Consider the following 14,872-nt stretch of genomic DNA (forward strand, 5'->3'; position numbering starts at 1 on the left):
CTGATCAGCGGTCCGTCGGTCGGACGGGTCTGACAGCCGGATCCGACGGGCGGATCGGCCAAGTCGGCCAAGTCGGGCGGGTGTGGCGGTAGGTCTGGCAGGTCTGGCAGGTCTGGCAGGTCTGGCAGGTCTGGCGGGCAGGTCGGGCGGATCGGCCTAGTCGGGTGGGTCTGGCAGGTTGGGCTGGTGGGGCTGGTGGGTTGGGTGGGTGGGGCTGGTGGGTGGGTGGGGTTTGGAAATGTCGATCTTTGGGTGGATGTCGGTGTAGACGTTGTGGTCGAAGTCGCCTGCTACCGGTGCGGCGACCGCGGCGGCGCCGAGGGCGGCGGCTCGGCGGAGGCGGTCCGGCCAGGCGGCCGCCTCGACCAGGCCCAGCGCCAGCCCGGCCACCAACGCGTCGCCCGCGCCCGTCGGGTTCCCCGCCACCGTGTACGGCATGCGGGCCCGGAAGTCCCCCTCCGGCGTGACGGCCAGCAGGCCGTCCTTGCCCATGGACACCACCACCGACTCGGCCCCCCGGGAGCGCAGGGCCTGGGCGCCTTCGGCCGGAGTGCCGCCGGGCACCGCCCTGGCGAGCTCCTCGTGGTTGGGCTTGACGATCGTGGGCCGTCCGGCGGGTGCGTGGCGCAGCGGCTCACCGTCGGCGTCGACGATGGCGGGCACGCCGTGGCGGGCGGCGATCTGGGCCAGCGTGGCGTAGAAGTCGGCAGGCACGCCTCCGGGCAGACTCCCCGAGATCACCACCGCATCGGCCGCCCTGACCCGCGTTTCAAACGACATCACGAAATTTCGTAGCTCTTCGGGCGTCACCTCGGGACCCGGCTCATTGAACAACGCCGTCCGGCCGGCGGCAGGCGCCGCCGTACCAGCCGAAACCCCCGCACCCGACGAGTCGGCGGGATGGGCGGAGATGACCAGGGTGGTGCGGGACTCGCCCGCGATAGGGGTGAAGGCGTGCGCGAGCCCCGCGGAGTCCAGTTCGGACAGTACGGCCTGGCCGGTCGGACCGCCCGCGAGGCCCACGGCCAGCACGTCGTGACCGAGGGCGGCCAGCACGCGGGCCACGTTGACGCCCTTGCCACCCGCCCGCCGGTGAACCGCCGAGACGCGGTTGACGCCGTCCCAGTCCACGGCCCCGACCCGGTAGGTGGTGTCCAGGGCGGCGTTGAGGGTGACAGTGACGATCATCAGGGCTCCGTGGTCCAGATTCCGCGCCGCATCACGCCCTCCACCTCAAGGTCGGCGGAGAGCACCACCAGGTCGGCGAACTTGCCGGCGGCGATCGTGCCGAGCCGGTCGGACAGGCCGAGCACGCGTGCCGGGGTCGCCGAGGTCACGCTCACCGCCTCGGACAACGTGAGCCCGGCCACCCGCACCGCGCGCCGGAACGCGACGTCCATGGTGAGCGTGCTGCCCGCGATCGAGCCGCCCTCGACCAGCCGGGCGACGCCGCCGGCGACGTTGACGTCCATGCTGCCGAGCTTGTAGACGCCGTCGGACAGGCCGGTGGCCATCATGGCGTCGGTGATGAGCACGGTACGGCCCGGCCCCGCGACGTCGAACGCCAGCTTGATCATCGCCGGATGCACGTGCACCCCGTCGTTGATCAGCTCGACGGTCACCCGCTCGTCCTCCAGCAGCGCGGCGATCGGCCCGGGGGCGCGGTGCCCCAGCGCCGGCATCGCGTTGTACAGGTGTGTGGCGACGCTGCCACCCGCCTCGATCCCGGCCTGCGTCTGCTCGAACGTCGCGTCGCTGTGGCCGATGGCGGCGATCACGCCGGAGCCGACGGCCTCGCGGATGGTGTCGAGCGCACCGGGCAGTTCGGCGGCGATGGTGACCATGCGCACATGTCCGCGCCCGGCCTTCACCAGCCCGGCGAACTCCCCCGGCGACGGATCGCGCAACGCGGTCGGGTCGTGCGCGCCGCAGCGGTCCTTGGAGATGTAGGGACCCTCGAAGTGGATCCCGGCCAGCAGTCCGTCGTCACACAGGTCGGCCAGCGAGGCGGCCGCCGCGGCGAGACCGTTCACGGGCCCGCTGACCAGGCTGGCCACCATCGTGGTGGTGCCGTGCTTCCGGTGCAGGGCGATCGCGTCGCGCGCGGTCTCCTGGTCGCCGGTCGGGAAGGAGCCGCCCGCACCGCCGTGGTTGTGGATGTCCACGAACCCGGGCACGACGTGGCGTCCGCCCAGACTGTGACCGTCACGCGGCGCCGGGCCCTGCCCGACGTGCGTGACCCGGCCGTCCTCGATGGTCAGCCACCCGTCGTGAACCCCCTCGGGGCTCACGATGCGGGCGTCGGAGAGAGTGACGGATGCAGTGATGCTCATGAAGAAAGGATCACAGATCGCGTGAGGTGCAGGGGCTCGTCCGGGTTGAGCCCGCGGGCGAAGGCGCGCGCGACGGCCACGCGCTGGGCGCGGACGAGTTCGGCCATCGGGTCCAGCGAGGACTCGAAGAACCCGCCGCCGGTGGCCTCGACCTGCTCGCGCAGTCCTTCCGGGGCGGAACCGAGCATCCAGGTGACCCGGCCGGGCCCGGCGATGCTGATCGGGCCGTGGCGGTACTCCATGGCCGGGTACGCCTCCGTCCACGACCGGGACGCCTCGCGCATCTTCAGCGCTGCCTCCTGGGCCAGGCCCACGGACCAGCCGGAGCCGAGGAAGCTGAACTGCTCGGCCTCGACCAGCTGCTCGGGCAGCGGCGCGGCCACCGCCTCAGCGACGTCGTCGATCGCCCGCGTGAGGTCCTCGCCGAGGCTCGCGCGGAGCATGGCGAGCTGGGTGGTGGCGAAGCGGGTCTGCACGACGGACTTCTCGTCGGCGTAGTCGAGCACGATCACCTGCTCGGCGGCGCTCATGATCGGGGTGTTCGGGTCGGCGGTGATCGCCGTGGTCCTGGTGTCGCCGAGCTTGCCGAGCAGTTCCAGCACCTCGGTGGTGGTGCCGGAGCGGGTGAGGGCGAGCACGCGGTCGTAGCGGCGTCCGGTGGGCGCCTCGGAGGCGGCGAACGCGTCCGTCTCGCCCAGCCCGGCCCGCTCGCGCAGCGTGGCGTACGCCATGGCGATGAACCAGGAGGTCCCGCAGCCGACGACGGCGACGCGCTCTCCCGGTCGCGGCAGCGCGTCGACGGGAACGTTCTCGACGGCACGGCGCCAGCAGTCGGGCTGAGAGGCGATCTCTGCCTCGGTGTGGGTGGTCACCACTTACCTCCGGGGGTGATTGTTTCTGCGTTTTTTATACCAGAATGAAGCAGGAAACTGCACTGTTCGCTCTGACCTCCTCGGTTGTGCCACGCTTGCTCCTGACGGATCACCTAGGAGGCAAATCGTGTCCAGGTATGACAGATGGAACGCGATTCTCGAGTTGCTCGCCCAGGAGGGCCGTCTCTCCGTAGAGGAAGCTGCCCAGGCGCTCGAGGTCTCCACCGCCACCATCCGCCGCGACTTCGACCAACTCGCCCAGCAGCAGATGCTCATGCGCACGCGGGGCGGCGCCGTGGCCCAGAGCGTCAGCTACGACCTGCCGCTGCGCTACAAGACCGCCCGGCACGCCGACGAGAAGCACCGCATAGCCGCGGCCGCCGCCGAACTCGTCAACCCCGGCGCCGTCATCGGCCTCAACGGCGGCACCACCACCTCGGAGCTGGCCCGCACCCTCGCCACCCAGTCGACGCTGGAGTCGGGCTTCACCATCGTCACCAACGCGCTGAACATCGCCTCGGAGCTCACCGTCCGCCAGCACGTCAAGATCGTGGTGACGGGCGGCGTGGCCCGCCAGCAGTCCTACGAGCTCATCGGCCCGCTGGCCAACGGCGTCCTGGACCAGGTCACGCTCGACGCGGCGTTCCTCGGCGTGGACGCGCTCGACGCCGAACTCGGCGCCTCCGCCCACCACGAGGGCGAGGCCAGCGTCAACCATCTGCTGGTCAGCCGCGCGGCGCAGGTGGTGGTGGTCGCCGACTCATCCAAGATCGGCAAACGCGCCTTCGCCCGCATCTGCCCCCTGTCCGAGATCGACACCCTCGTCACCGACGAACAACTCTCCGACGCGCTCTTCGACCAAATCTCCGAGGCCGGCGTCAAAGTCATCCGCGCCTGATTCTCGCTTCTGTTCAGGGCCTTCCATCCGTTACGGCAAGCCGCCCCACCGCCACCCGCCGTCGTGCGCGCGCGCAGATCGCGGGGGTCGCTTCTCACGTCGGACGTGGTCCCCACCGCAACGGCCCACGTCACCCCTCAAGGCCCGAACTCTTGCCCCAATCCCACGCTCCGCCTTGCCCGGTGGTGTCCCCACTGCCATGCCGGGCACCCCAGCCGGTTTCCCCGATTGGGCCGACAGGGTCGGCGGTTACCCGGTTGTAACCGGGGGCGGGGCATTCTGGGGCGTCATGCGGGTGCTGATGGTCGAGGACCACGAGGAACTGGCGCTGACGGTCGCCGCCGGGCTGCGGCGCGAGGGCATGGCGGTGGACGTGGTCTTCGACGGCCACGCGGCGCTGGAACGCGCGGCGGCCAACGCCTATGACGTGGTCGTCCTGGATCGCGACCTGCCCGGCGTACACGGTGACGAGGTCTGCAGGACGCTGGCCGACGGGGGCTGCCCGGCGCGGGTGCTCATGCTCACCGCCGCGGGAACGATCTCCGACCGGGTCACCGGCCTGGGCATCGGCGCCGACGACTACCTGCCGAAGCCGTTCGCGTTCGCCGAGCTGGTCGCCCGGGTGCGCGCGCTGGCCAGGCGGGCGCGGCCCGCGCTGCCGCCGGTGCTGGCGAGGGGCGGGCTGAAGCTGGATCCGTCCACCCGGGTCGCCACCCGCGACGGACGCCGGCTAGTGCTGAGCCCGAAGGAGTTCGCGGTGCTGGAGCTGCTGCTGGCCGCGCAGGGCGCGGTGGTCTCGGCGGAGCAGTTGCTGGAGCGGGGCTGGGACGAGTTCGCCGACCCGTTCACGCAGACCGTGAAGGTGACGATCAGCCGCCTGCGCCGCAAACTCGGCGACCCGCCGCTGATCGAAACCATCCCCCAGGCCGGATACCGCATATGAGGACCGTGCGGTTTCGGCTGACCGTGCTCTACAGCGGCCTGTTCGTGGTGGCCGGGGCGCTGCTGGTCGTGCTTACCTATTTCCTTGTCGAGCACTCCCCCTTCCCCAGCCCGCCGGCCGCCCCCGTCCTGCCGGGCAGCGGAGCCGCGCGGGCTGTGACCCTCCAGGAGCCGAGGCTGGGCGGCCTCCGGGACCCGGCCGCGTCCACGCGGCTGCTGGTCAACTCGCTGATCGCGCTGGGCGCCATGGCGATAGCCTCCCTCTGGCTGGGGTGGCTGGTCGCCGGGCGGGCGTTGCGGCCGCTGGGCGTGATGACCGCGACGGTACGCCGCATCACCGCCGACCGGCTGGACCGCCGCCTGTCGGCGACCGGGCCCGACGACGAGCTCAGGGAGCTGGCCGACACCTTCGACCAGCTTCTCGACCGGCTCGACGCGGCCTTCACCGCGCAGCGCCGCTTCGTGGCCAACGCCTCGCACGAGCTGCGCACGCCGCTGACCCTTCAGCGCGCGATGGCCGAGGTGGCGCTGGCCGATCCGGACGCCGACGTGGTGGCGCTGCGGGCCGTACTGGAAAGGCTGCTGGCCGCGGGCCGGCACCAGGAGCGGCTCATCGAGGCGCTCCTGACACTGGCCCGCGGCCAGCAGGGCCTCGATCGGCGGGAACCACTCGACCTGGCCGCGGTCGCCGAGCCGTTCCTGGACCATCCGGGCGTGCGCGCGACGCTGGCCCCCGCGCCGGTCTCCGGTGACCGCGCCCTCCTGGAACGCCTGGTCGCGAACCTGGTCGACAACGCCGTGACGTACAACAGGCCGGGCGGCTGGATCACGGTGGAGACCGGCGCGGAGGACGCCGCTGCCACCCTCCGCGTCGCGAACTCCGGCGCGGTGATCCCGCCCGAGCAGGTGCCGATGCTCCTGCAGCCGTTCCAGCGCCTGGAGCCGGGGCGGCGGGCCTCGGGAGACGGCCTCGGGCTCGGCCTGTCGATCGTGGCCGCCATCGTCCGGGCCCACCGCGGCACGCTCGATCTCGGCGCGCTGCCCGACGGCGGCCTGAGCGTGAGCGTCACCCTGCCACGCCGTCCTTGAGGCGTTCGTGCGCCTCGTCCCAGCCTGCCGGGGCGGCGGCCGTCCAGAACTCGAACGTCGATGCCGCCATGCTGTTCTTGTACGCCTGGACGATGCCGCGGTGCGGTTGCGCCCCGGCGAACGCGCCGAGCGCCGCGCGGTCCGTCCACGCCGACAGCGTCCAGAAGGTCTTCTTGAACGGCGCCGCCTTCAACGTGGCCCCCACCGCCCCCGCGCTCCGCCGGGCCTGCAGCAACATCCGCATCGCCTGGAACAGGAACCCGGGCACCTGGGCCAGGCTCTTCAGCTCGAACCGGGACGCCATCACCTGCACGTCGCCCACATGGCCGGCGGCGGGTCCGGGCACCCAAGGAGTGATCATGTCGCACCTCATCTCGTTCGAGTTAGATAGTAGCACTATCTAATGAGATGTCAACGGGCGATCAGCCGCTCCACCAGCACGTCGACCAGCTCGTGCGCCTCCTGCTCGGAGAAGAGGCCGGGCAGCGTCAGCCGTTCCATGATCAGCCAGTTGAGCGCGAGCATCAGCGTCACGACCGTGGTGGAGTCACCCGGCAGGCCGGAGGCCGCGTGGTTGGCGATGTTCTGGTCGACGTCGGCGCGGATGCGCTTGGTGACGACCTCACGCAGTTCGGGGCGGCGCGTGGACTCCAGGCGCAGTTCGAGCAGCGCCAGGAAACCGGTGTTGAAGGCCATGATCCGGTCGACCAGCTCGTGCATGAGCCGGGCGAAGTGCGCGCGATCCTGGCCTCCCACGTCGAGCTGGGCCATGGTCTCGTCGTCGGGCAGCAGCCGCTCGTAGATGCGTCCGCCGGCCTGGGTCAGCAGGTCGTCGCGGCTGCTGAAGTAGTTGGACGCGGTGCCCGTCGGCACCTCGGCCGCCGCGTCGACCGCGCGGAACGTCAGCCCGCGCGCCCCCTCCTTGGCCAGCACCTCGATCGCGGCGTCGACCAACGCCTGCCGCCGCTCAGGATTCTTCCGCACTTGACACCACTCCATCTGTAGTACTACGTTGAGACCACTTCAAACAGAGTACTACACGCGGAGTTTAAAATGCGAAAGCTTGTCTACTACGTCGGCGTCTCCATCGACGGCTACATCGCCGGCCCCTCCAACCAGTGGGACTTTTACCCGGTCTCCGACCAGATGTCGGCCTGGATCAACGCCCGCTACCCCGAGACCCTGCCCACGCACGTACGCGCGCACGTCGGCCTCGAAGGCGCGCCCAACCAGCGCTTCGACACCCTCGTGATGGGCCGCGGCACCTACGACCCCGCCCTGGAGATCAATGTCACCAGCCCGTACGGCCACCTGCGCCAGTACATCGTCTCCACCACCCTGGGAAAGATCGACGACCCGGCCGTCGAACTGGTCACCGAGGACCCCATCGGGCTGGTCAGGCGCCTCAAGGCCGAGGACACCGGACAGGACGTCTGGCTGGCCGGTGGCGGCAAGCTGGCCGCGAGCGTGCTCCCGGAGATCGACGAGCTGATCATCAAGAGCTACCCGGTCGTGGCCGGTGACGGCGTGGCCGCCTTCTCCGGCGGCTTCGACCCGACGCTGTTCACGCCCACCCAGCGGGAGAGCTTCGACAACGGGGCCCAGGTCACCTGGTTCACCCGTGGCTAGCCGTACACGAAAAAGGACCCGCACCCCGAGGGGGCGGGTCCTTCGTGTCGCGGACGTCAGCGCTGCACCGGCGCGACCACGACCTCCACGCGCTGGAACTCCTTGATGTCGGAGTAGCCGGTGGAGGCCATCGTGCGCTTCAGCGCGCCCATGAGGTTCATCGAGCCGTCGGCCACGCTGGACGGACCGTGGAAGATCTGCTCCAGCGTGCCCACCGTGCCGAACTCCACCCGGCGCCCGCGCGGCAGGTCGGGGTGGTGCGCCTCCGAGCCCCAGTGGAACCCGTGGCCCGGTGCCTCGGCCGCCCTGGCCAGCGGCGAACCGACCATGACCGCGTCGGCGCCGCAGGCGATCGCCTTGGCGATGTCGCCGGAGGTGCCCATGCCGCCGTCGGCGATCACGTGCACGTACCGGCCGCCGGACTCGTCCATGTAGTCGCGGCGGGCGGCCGCCACGTCGGAGATGGCCGTGGCCATCGGCACCGCCACGCCCAGCACGTTGCGGGTGGTGTGGGAGGCGCCGCCGCCGAAGCCGACCAGCACGCCGGCCGCGCCGGTGCGCATGAGGTGCAGCGCCGCCGTGTGCGTGGCGCAGCCGCCGACGATCACCGGGACGTCGAGCTCATAGATGAACTGCTTGAGGTTGAGCGGCTCGGCCTTGCCCGAGACGTGCTCGGCCGAGACGGTGGTGCCGCGGATGACGAAGATGTCGACACCCGCGTCGATGACCGTCTTGTGATACTGCACGGTGCGCTGCGGCGACAGCCGCACGGCGGCGGTGACGCCGGAGGCGCGGATCTCCTCGATGCGCCGGCCGATCAGCTCTTCCTTGATCGGCGCCGCGTAGATCTCCTGCAGCCGCTTGGTGGCGGCCGCCGAGTCGAGCGCGGCACACTCCTCCAGCAGCGGCGACGGGTCCTCGTAACGCGTCCAGAGCCCTTCGAGGTCGAGCGGCGCCAGGCCGCCGAGGCGGCCGATCTCGATCGCGGTCGCCGGCGAGACGACACTGTCCATGGGCGCGACCACGACAGGCAGCTCGAACCGGTAAGCGTCGATCTGCCAGGCGATCGAGACCTCTTCCGGGTCACGGGTACGCCGCGAGGGCACGAGGCCGATCTCGTCGAGCGCATACGCCCGGCGGCCCGTCTTGCCCCGGCCGATCTCCACCTGAGTCATGTTTTACCTTCTGTGGTAGTTGGGAGCCTCAACGGTCATCTGGATGTCGTGCGGGTGGCTCTCCTTGAGGCCCGCCGCGGTGATCGGCATGAGCTCGCAGTCGGAGTGCATCTGCGCGATCGTGCGGCATCCTGAGTACCACATACCCTGGCGCAAACCGCCCACGAGCTGGTGGGCCACCGCCGAGACCGGGCCGCGGTAGGGCACCTGTCCTTCGATGCCCTCCGGGATGTACTTGTCCTCGCCGCCGACGTCCGCCTGCGCGTAGCGGTCCTTGCTGAAGGACATGCCGCCGCGCTCGCGGTTGCGGACCGCGCCGAGCGAGCCCATGCCGCGGTAGGACTTGAACTGCTTGCCGTTGATGAAGATCAGCTCGCCCGGGGACTCCTCGCACCCGGCGAGCAGCGAGCCCAGCATGACCGCGTCGGCGCCCGCCGCGATGGCCTTGCTGATGTCGCCCGAATATTGCAGGCCGCCGTCGCCGATCACCGGCACCCCAGCGGGACCGCAGGCCAGCGAGGCCTGATGGATGGCGGTGACCTGCGGCGCGCCCACCCCGGCCACGACGCGGGTGGTGCAGATCGAGCCGGGGCCCACGCCCACCTTGACCGCGTCGGCGCCCGCGTCGACGAGCATCTGCGCGCCCGCCCTGGTGGCGATGTTGCCGCCGATCACGTCGACCCTGCTGTTGGCCTTGACCGTGGCGATCATGTCGGCCAGTCCCTTGGAGTGGCCGTGGGCCACATCCACCACGACCACGTCGACACCGGCCTCGATCAGCGCCTTGACCCGCAGCTCGGCGTCGGGGCCCACGCCCACCGCCGCGCCCACGACCAGGCGGCCGCCCGCGTCCTTGGTGGCCAGCGGGTATTGCTCGCTCTTGGTGAAGTCCTTGACCGTGATCAGCCCGCGCAGCCGGCCGTCACCGTCGATCAGCGGCAGCTTCTCGATCTTGTTGCTGCGCAGGAGCGAGAAGGCGTCGTCACGCGACACACCCACCGGCGCGGTCACCAGCGGCATCGCCGTCATGACCTCGCGCACCGGGCGGCTCTGGTCGGTCTCGAAGCGCATGTCACGGTTGGTGACGATGCCGACGAGGATGCCGTCGCGGTCGGTGACGGGCACGCCCGAGATCCGGTACGTCGCGCACAGCTTCTCGACGTCGGCCAGCGTGTCGTCCGGAGTGCAGGTGACCGGATTCGTCACCATCCCCGCCTCCGACCGCTTGACCAGGTCGACCTGCTGGGCCTGCTCCTCGATCGACAGGTTGCGGTGCAGGATGCCGATGCCGCCCTGCCGGGCCATGGCCACCGCCATGCGCGCTTCGGTCACCGTGTCCATGGCCGCGGAGACCAGCGGGATGGCGAGCTGGATGTTGCGCGACAGCTGCGTGACGGTCTCCGCCTCCCCGGGTTGGAGATCCGAATACCCCGGCACGAGCAGCACGTCATCGAAGGTCAACCCCGTTTGGGTGAATTTGGACATGCTGCGGCCCCCTCCTGCCAATGCGCTGATGCGACAAGTTTAGGGCCTGCCTGCAAACGAAACCGCGCGGGTCCGCAAGATGGGGGAGCACGATGGTGGGGAGAACGCGCCGGGGGGACGATGACCCCCACGGACCGCCGCCTCCCCGGCGCCCCCGGAGAGGGCACAAAAGTGCCGGAGGAACCGGCCGGTCGGTGATCCGCCCGGTTCCTCCGGCCACCGGCATCTGGTCGGACGCGCTTTACGCCACCGAACCCCCCTCCGCGTCCTGATGGCCGCGTCGCCCGACCTGTGATGCCGACGCTGGGTTAAGCCTGCGTTACTCATGGGCACACCGCAATGTGAAAACGTGCAATTGCACGAAGTTGCACCCCCCGCCGAAGGAGTCAGAGCAACACCCGGACAGAGGTCCGGAGCCGGGTTATCCTCGCCGCACGCCCGTGTCCCCCCTACGGAGCCCCCCACATGCGTAACGAGCCCACCACCGTTTCCGATCCACTCGAGACGCTGGGCCTCGACCCGGCACAGACCGCGCTGTACACCGCGGTCCTACGCCTGCACCGCGCCACGCTGGCCGAGCTGGCCGAGGCCATGGACGGCCCGGCCGACAAGGTAGGCAGGCAGCTCGAGGACCTCGTCAGGCTGGGCGTGGTGGACGAGCGGTCCGGCGAATACCTCGCCCGGCACCCGGCCGCCGCACTCGGCCGGCTGATCGCCGAGCGGCTGGACCGGCTGGCCGAGGAGAGCCGTCGCATCGACTCCGCCCTGGGCTCCATCCGCGGCCTCATCCGGGACTACGACGCCGGCCGCCATTACCAGAGCGGCCCTTTTCCGGTCGAACTGGTCAGCGGGGCCGATGTGCTCTACGAGAGCGTGGTCGGCATGGCCGTACAGGCTCCTCCGCTGGAGTTGCTGATCGCCATCCCCGACGAACGCACCATGACCGACTTTGTCCGCAAATTTGCCGACCCGTGGATCGATGCCCAGAGACGTCGCCTGCTCAGCATGCGCGCGGTGATCCCCGTGACCACGCTTGCCCTGCCAGGCGTCCGCGACCAGCTCACCCGCCTGCTGGAATCCGGCGGGCGGGTCCGCACCCTCGACCGCGTGCCCAGCTGGTTCATGACCGCGGGCCCCGAAGCAGCCGGTCTCCCCGCGCTCTGGGGCGGCGGCCTACCCGACCACGCCTACAACTTCTACCTGGTCCGCGCGCCCATCGTGGTCGGCGTCCTACGCTCCCTCTTCGAGGAACTGTGGAGCCGCTCCGTCCCCCTCCCCTGGGGACGCCGGGGCGACGGCATGGTCCAGGTGCTGCGGCTGGCGGCGCAGGGCATGTGCGACGACTCGATCGCCCGCCAGCTCGGCGTCTCGGTCCGCACCGTCCGCGCCCGCTTCGCCGACGCGATGGCCGAACTGGGGGCACAGTCCCGCTTCCACGCCGGCGTAGAAGCCTCCCGCCGAGGCTGGCTCGGCTAACCCCCGCCCGCACCCTCAAGGCCACTTTCCGGTACGGCCCGCGCCCTCACCCTCAAGGCCACTTTCCGGTACGGCCCGCGCCCTCACCCTCAAGGCCACTTTCCGGTACGGCCCGCACCCTCAAGCCCACCTTCCGGCACGCCCGCACCCTCAAGGCCACCTTCCCGTGCGGCCCGCGCCACCGCCACGGCCCGTGCCACCGTCCCGGACACCGCCAGCACGCACACACGGGCCAGCCCAGAGAAGCAGCGCCCTCGGGACCCCGCCGTAGAGCCGCGCACCCGCAGGGTGAGCTCCAAAGCTCCGCGGGACAAGCAGCCCCGAGCACAGCCCGACCAGCACACCCGAGCACAACCCGACCAACTAGCTGAGGCGACCAACTAGCTGAGGCGACCAACTAACCGAGGCGACCAACTAACCGAGGCGACCAGCTAACCGAGGCGACCAACTAATCGAGGGGACCAGCCCGAACCCGGAGGAGCCCACGCACGGACCCGAGGAAGCCGACCCAAGCCCGGCGTAGCCGACCGTCAGACCCGAGAGGGCAACCCGAACCCGGAAGGCCGCCAACGGACCCGAGGGCCGACCCTCAGACCTGAATGTGGTTCGGCCGGGCGGACCCGGGGCTTGGCCAGCCCTTTGGTGGGGAGGTTTCCGGTATTTCGGGAGCTGTGGCCCCGGGGTGAATGCGGCACAAGGGGTCGGTGCGGTGCTTATTAGTGCCCAGGCTGCGTTAGGTCACTATGGTGGAAAGGTGCTGGAAGACGTCCCCCGCGACCCGTTCGCGGACGATCCGAACGATCCTTCCTCGGCCATGGGCGAATTCGACGACCCGGAGCCGCTGACGACGGCCGAGCGCGAAGAGGCCATCACCGACCTGGCCGACGTGGAAGTCTTTCGCTCGCTGCTGGAGCCCCAGGGCGTACTCGGACTGGTCCTGGACTGCCCGGAATGCGGCGAACAGCACTTCTTCGACTGGGAGCTGCTCCGCGGCAACCTCCGCCAGATGATCGACAAGGGCCGCCCGCAGGTACACGAGCCCGCCTACCACCCCGACCCCGCCGACTACGTGACCTGGGAGTACGCGAGAGGCTACGTCGACGGCGTCATGGACACCGAAGAGCGCCGCTGATCGTCGAGGTCATGCCGCAACGCCGCCAGCAGCCGTAGCGCCGGATCCGTGGCATCAGGCTGATACCCGAGCGCCAGAGCATCCAGAAACGCATCCGTCTGCTCCTCAGCCGTCAACCCCCCAAGCTCCAACTCCCCGGCCACAGCCCCACCGAGCACCCGCTCCCCGGCCGCCGTCTCCGCGGAGTCCCGCGCCGCACCCACCAGCCCGTGCGACACCGACTCCCCGGCCACCGGCCCAACGGACACACGCTCCCCGGCCGCCAGCTCCGCGGAGTCCCGCGTCTCACCCGCCAGCCCGTGCGACACCGACTCCCCTGCCGCTGTCAGACCAGATGCCCGCTCGCCGACAACCTCGTCAACGGGCGCCCGGTGCCCCAGTTCCTCGGCCCGCGCGGGAACCCGCGCCCCGACCGCAGTCGCACCGGATGCCGCGCCGCAGGGCGTGGTCACGGGCCCGACAGGCTCCTGTAGCCCAGAAGAGTTCAGCTCAGAAGAACGGGCACATACCGACAAGCCCTCGGGCGAAGGAGCGTCCGAGAGCTTGGGGGAAAGTCCGGTCGGGTCGTCAGCCGCCACAGGGGCCGAGCCGCCGGATGGCGGGTCGGCCGGGGCGTGGGGCGACGGGGCGGTTGAGCTCGGGGGCGGCCGGTCGCCGTACGCGGCCGCGCCCTCCACGGGTTCCTCCGGCGTCAAGCCGACTCCAGCTCGGCCATCTGCCGCAACCTGGCCAGCGCCCGATGCTGGGCGACGCGGACCGCTCCTGGTGACATGCCGAGTACATTACCGGTCTCTTCGGCGGACAGTCCTGACACCACCCGCAGGAGCAGGAGTTCGCGCTGGTTGGCGGGCAGCCGCGCCAGCAGCCGCCGCGCGTGCTCGACCTCGATGTAGCGGACCACGGTCTCTTCCGGTCCCGGGCCCTCGTCGGGCCCGTCAGGAAGATCCTGCGTGGGTACGGCGGAGCGCACCGAGCTCCGCAAGGCGTCGGCCACCTTGTGCGAGGCGATGCCGAAGACGAAGGAGGCGAAGGGCCGGCCCATGTCCCGGTAGCGCGGCAGTGCGGACAGCACCGCGATGCAGACCTCCTGGGCCACGTCATCTGCAATGTGATATTGCCCAGAAACCCGGCCCAGCCGGGCGCGGCAATAGCGCACCACCATCGGCCGCAACTCGCCGAGCAGGGATTCGATCGCAGAACGATCGCCCGCAACGGCGAGGCTCGTCAGTTCTCTTAGGTCGGAGTCATCCGTCCGTGCCGGAAGTCTCGACGCGAGCCTTACCCCAATTTTGGCGTCGGCGACGCTTCCCTCGCTCACGTTAGGCATGATGCCCGCCCTGGTCCGGCCTGTCGTCATGGCGAACGGCTACGGATTGGTCACATTGAAGAGACGATAACTACCCGTAATCGGACGACCACACTAAGCCTTTATATGGAGTCGGAATATTTCACCCGATTCCCCGAAATGCGCGAAAATTGTCACGGGCGCGAGACGCTTTACTCCATAGGTTGGTTTACCGCAATAACCCAACTTTCCACATCTGGACATCCACCGGCCGCCGCCTCTACGCATAAGATCGCCCACCGGACCTCATGCGCTACATCCGCCTCATCGCTATAAAAACTCATATATAGGCATGAACCACCCAGACGGGCACAATACGCGCGTAACGGCGACCGGCCCCGCATCGCCGGAGGAGCGTCACCCTGGACGGAGCCCGGCCCTGTGCGGCGGGTGGGGGTAGGGCGGCTCGGCCGTAGTGGAAGGGCCGCAGAACGCACCCCAGCCCCGCCAGGGGCGTCCCCAGCACAGACGCCCACCCCGAGAACGCGCCGTTCAC

General features: G+C 70.2%; 14 protein-coding genes. 6 read left to right on the forward strand and 8 right to left on the reverse strand.

Translation table 11 applies throughout. From position 1 onward, the window contains the following. Positions 1–156: 156 nt before the first annotated feature. The 3 genes from HNR40_RS02415 to HNR40_RS02425 are packed head-to-tail and all read right to left on the reverse strand — an operon-like array spanning position 157 to position 3,205. Positions 157–1,188, reverse strand: a complete 1,032-nt coding sequence (locus HNR40_RS02415; RefSeq protein WP_184958005.1) for a 1-phosphofructokinase family hexose kinase — start codon at positions 1,186–1,188, stop codon at positions 157–159. Then, on the reverse strand, positions 1,188–2,333 hold the full coding sequence (gene nagA, locus HNR40_RS02420; protein WP_184958006.1) for an N-acetylglucosamine-6-phosphate deacetylase: 1,146 nt from the start codon (positions 2,331–2,333) through the stop codon (positions 1,188–1,190). The genes HNR40_RS02415 and nagA overlap by 1 nt, the downstream gene beginning before the upstream one ends. Beyond that, positions 2,330–3,205, reverse strand: coding sequence for an SIS domain-containing protein (locus HNR40_RS02425; RefSeq protein ID WP_184958007.1), 876 nt, complete (start codon positions 3,203–3,205; stop codon positions 2,330–2,332). Before HNR40_RS02425 ends, nagA begins: the two co-directional genes overlap by 4 nt. A gap of 127 nt (positions 3,206–3,332) precedes the next feature. Here HNR40_RS02425 and HNR40_RS02430 point away from each other — a divergent pair, with 127 nt between their 5' ends. The 3 genes from HNR40_RS02430 to HNR40_RS02440 all read left to right on the forward strand — a co-directional run bounded on the left by HNR40_RS02430 (position 3,333) and on the right by HNR40_RS02440 (position 6,134). After that, on the forward strand, positions 3,333–4,103 hold the full coding sequence (locus HNR40_RS02430; protein ID WP_184958008.1) for a DeoR/GlpR family DNA-binding transcription regulator: 771 nt from the start codon (positions 3,333–3,335) through the stop codon (positions 4,101–4,103). 289 nt (positions 4,104–4,392) lie between these two features. Continuing rightward, positions 4,393–5,046: a response regulator transcription factor gene (locus tag HNR40_RS02435; protein ID WP_184958009.1), complete on the forward strand. Its 654-nt coding sequence runs from the start codon at positions 4,393–4,395 to the stop codon at positions 5,044–5,046. After that, positions 5,043–6,134 carry a sensor histidine kinase gene (locus tag HNR40_RS02440; RefSeq protein WP_184958010.1) on the forward strand — a complete coding sequence of 364 codons (1,092 nt, stop codon included), beginning with the start codon at positions 5,043–5,045 and terminating at the stop codon, positions 6,132–6,134. Before HNR40_RS02435 ends, HNR40_RS02440 begins: the two co-directional genes overlap by 4 nt. Here the strand turns inward: HNR40_RS02440 and HNR40_RS02445 are convergent. Together HNR40_RS02445 and HNR40_RS02450 are read right to left on the reverse strand one after the other, a co-directional pair. Further along, positions 6,112–6,495, reverse strand: a complete 384-nt coding sequence (locus HNR40_RS02445) for a DUF3291 domain-containing protein (protein ID WP_184958011.1) — start codon at positions 6,493–6,495, stop codon at positions 6,112–6,114. The genes HNR40_RS02440 and HNR40_RS02445 overlap by 23 nt on opposite strands. Before the next feature lie 50 nt (positions 6,496–6,545). Continuing rightward, positions 6,546–7,118 carry a TetR/AcrR family transcriptional regulator gene (locus HNR40_RS02450; protein WP_312896157.1) on the reverse strand — a complete coding sequence of 191 codons (573 nt, stop codon included), beginning with the start codon at positions 7,116–7,118 and terminating at the stop codon, positions 6,546–6,548. A gap of 69 nt (positions 7,119–7,187) precedes the next feature. Here HNR40_RS02450 and HNR40_RS02455 point away from each other — a divergent pair, with 69 nt between their 5' ends. Next, a complete protein-coding gene (locus HNR40_RS02455) occupies positions 7,188–7,763 on the forward strand; it encodes a dihydrofolate reductase family protein (protein ID WP_184958013.1) in 576 nt (191 codons plus the stop codon). Positions 7,764–7,819: 56 nt separating this feature from the next. Here HNR40_RS02455 and HNR40_RS02460 read toward each other — a convergent pair whose 3' ends face one another. Together HNR40_RS02460 and guaB are read right to left on the reverse strand one after the other, a co-directional pair. After that, the gene (locus tag HNR40_RS02460) at positions 7,820–8,938 is read right to left on the reverse strand and encodes a GuaB3 family IMP dehydrogenase-related protein (protein ID WP_184958014.1); all 1,119 of its coding nucleotides are present in this window, start codon (positions 8,936–8,938) and stop codon (positions 7,820–7,822) included. A 3-nt stretch (positions 8,939–8,941) separates the two neighbouring features. Further along, positions 8,942–10,423, reverse strand: a complete 1,482-nt coding sequence (gene guaB, locus HNR40_RS02465) for an IMP dehydrogenase (protein ID WP_184958015.1) — start codon at positions 10,421–10,423, stop codon at positions 8,942–8,944. 465 nt (positions 10,424–10,888) lie between these two features. Between guaB and HNR40_RS02470 the strand changes: the two genes are divergently transcribed. Both HNR40_RS02470 and HNR40_RS02475 read left to right on the forward strand, forming a co-directional pair. Beyond that, the gene (locus HNR40_RS02470) at positions 10,889–11,899 is read left to right on the forward strand and encodes a helix-turn-helix transcriptional regulator (protein WP_184958016.1); all 1,011 of its coding nucleotides are present in this window, start codon (positions 10,889–10,891) and stop codon (positions 11,897–11,899) included. Between the two features lie 754 nt (positions 11,900–12,653). Further along, on the forward strand, positions 12,654–13,031 hold the full coding sequence (locus tag HNR40_RS02475) for a DUF5319 domain-containing protein (RefSeq protein WP_184958017.1): 378 nt from the start codon (positions 12,654–12,656) through the stop codon (positions 13,029–13,031). Between the two features lie 691 nt (positions 13,032–13,722). Here the strand turns inward: HNR40_RS02475 and HNR40_RS02480 are convergent. After that, the gene (locus HNR40_RS02480; RefSeq protein ID WP_184958018.1) at positions 13,723–14,358 is read right to left on the reverse strand and encodes a sigma-70 family RNA polymerase sigma factor; all 636 of its coding nucleotides are present in this window, start codon (positions 14,356–14,358) and stop codon (positions 13,723–13,725) included. Between the last annotated feature and the right edge of the window lie 514 nt (positions 14,359–14,872).

The sequence above is a fragment of the Nonomuraea endophytica genome, assembly GCF_014203235.1.
Taxonomy (GTDB): domain Bacteria; phylum Actinomycetota; class Actinomycetes; order Streptosporangiales; family Streptosporangiaceae; genus Nonomuraea; species Nonomuraea endophytica.

What these genes read in the sequence shown, in the direction of transcription:
- nagA (WP_184958006.1), bottom strand. Translation starts at nt 2,333, where the DNA reads ATGAGCATCACTGCATCCGTCACTCTCTCCGACGCCCGCATCGTGAGC.
- HNR40_RS02460 (WP_184958014.1), bottom strand. Translation starts at nt 8,938, where the DNA reads ATGACTCAGGTGGAGATCGGCCGGGGCAAGACGGGCCGCCGGGCGTAT.
- HNR40_RS02415 (WP_184958005.1), bottom strand. Translation starts at nt 1,188, where the DNA reads ATGATCGTCACTGTCACCCTCAACGCCGCCCTGGACACCACCTACCGG.
- HNR40_RS02440 (WP_184958010.1), top strand. Translation starts at nt 5,043, where the DNA reads ATGAGGACCGTGCGGTTTCGGCTGACCGTGCTCTACAGCGGCCTGTTC.
- HNR40_RS02445 (WP_184958011.1), bottom strand. Translation starts at nt 6,495, where the DNA reads ATGATCACTCCTTGGGTGCCCGGACCCGCCGCCGGCCATGTGGGCGAC.
- HNR40_RS02470 (WP_184958016.1), top strand. Translation starts at nt 10,889, where the DNA reads ATGCGTAACGAGCCCACCACCGTTTCCGATCCACTCGAGACGCTGGGC.
- guaB (WP_184958015.1), bottom strand. Translation starts at nt 10,423, where the DNA reads ATGTCCAAATTCACCCAAACGGGGTTGACCTTCGATGACGTGCTGCTC.
- HNR40_RS02455 (WP_184958013.1), top strand. Translation starts at nt 7,188, where the DNA reads ATGCGAAAGCTTGTCTACTACGTCGGCGTCTCCATCGACGGCTACATC.
- HNR40_RS02435 (WP_184958009.1), top strand. Translation starts at nt 4,393, where the DNA reads ATGCGGGTGCTGATGGTCGAGGACCACGAGGAACTGGCGCTGACGGTC.
- HNR40_RS02480 (WP_184958018.1), bottom strand. Translation starts at nt 14,358, where the DNA reads ATGCCTAACGTGAGCGAGGGAAGCGTCGCCGACGCCAAAATTGGGGTA.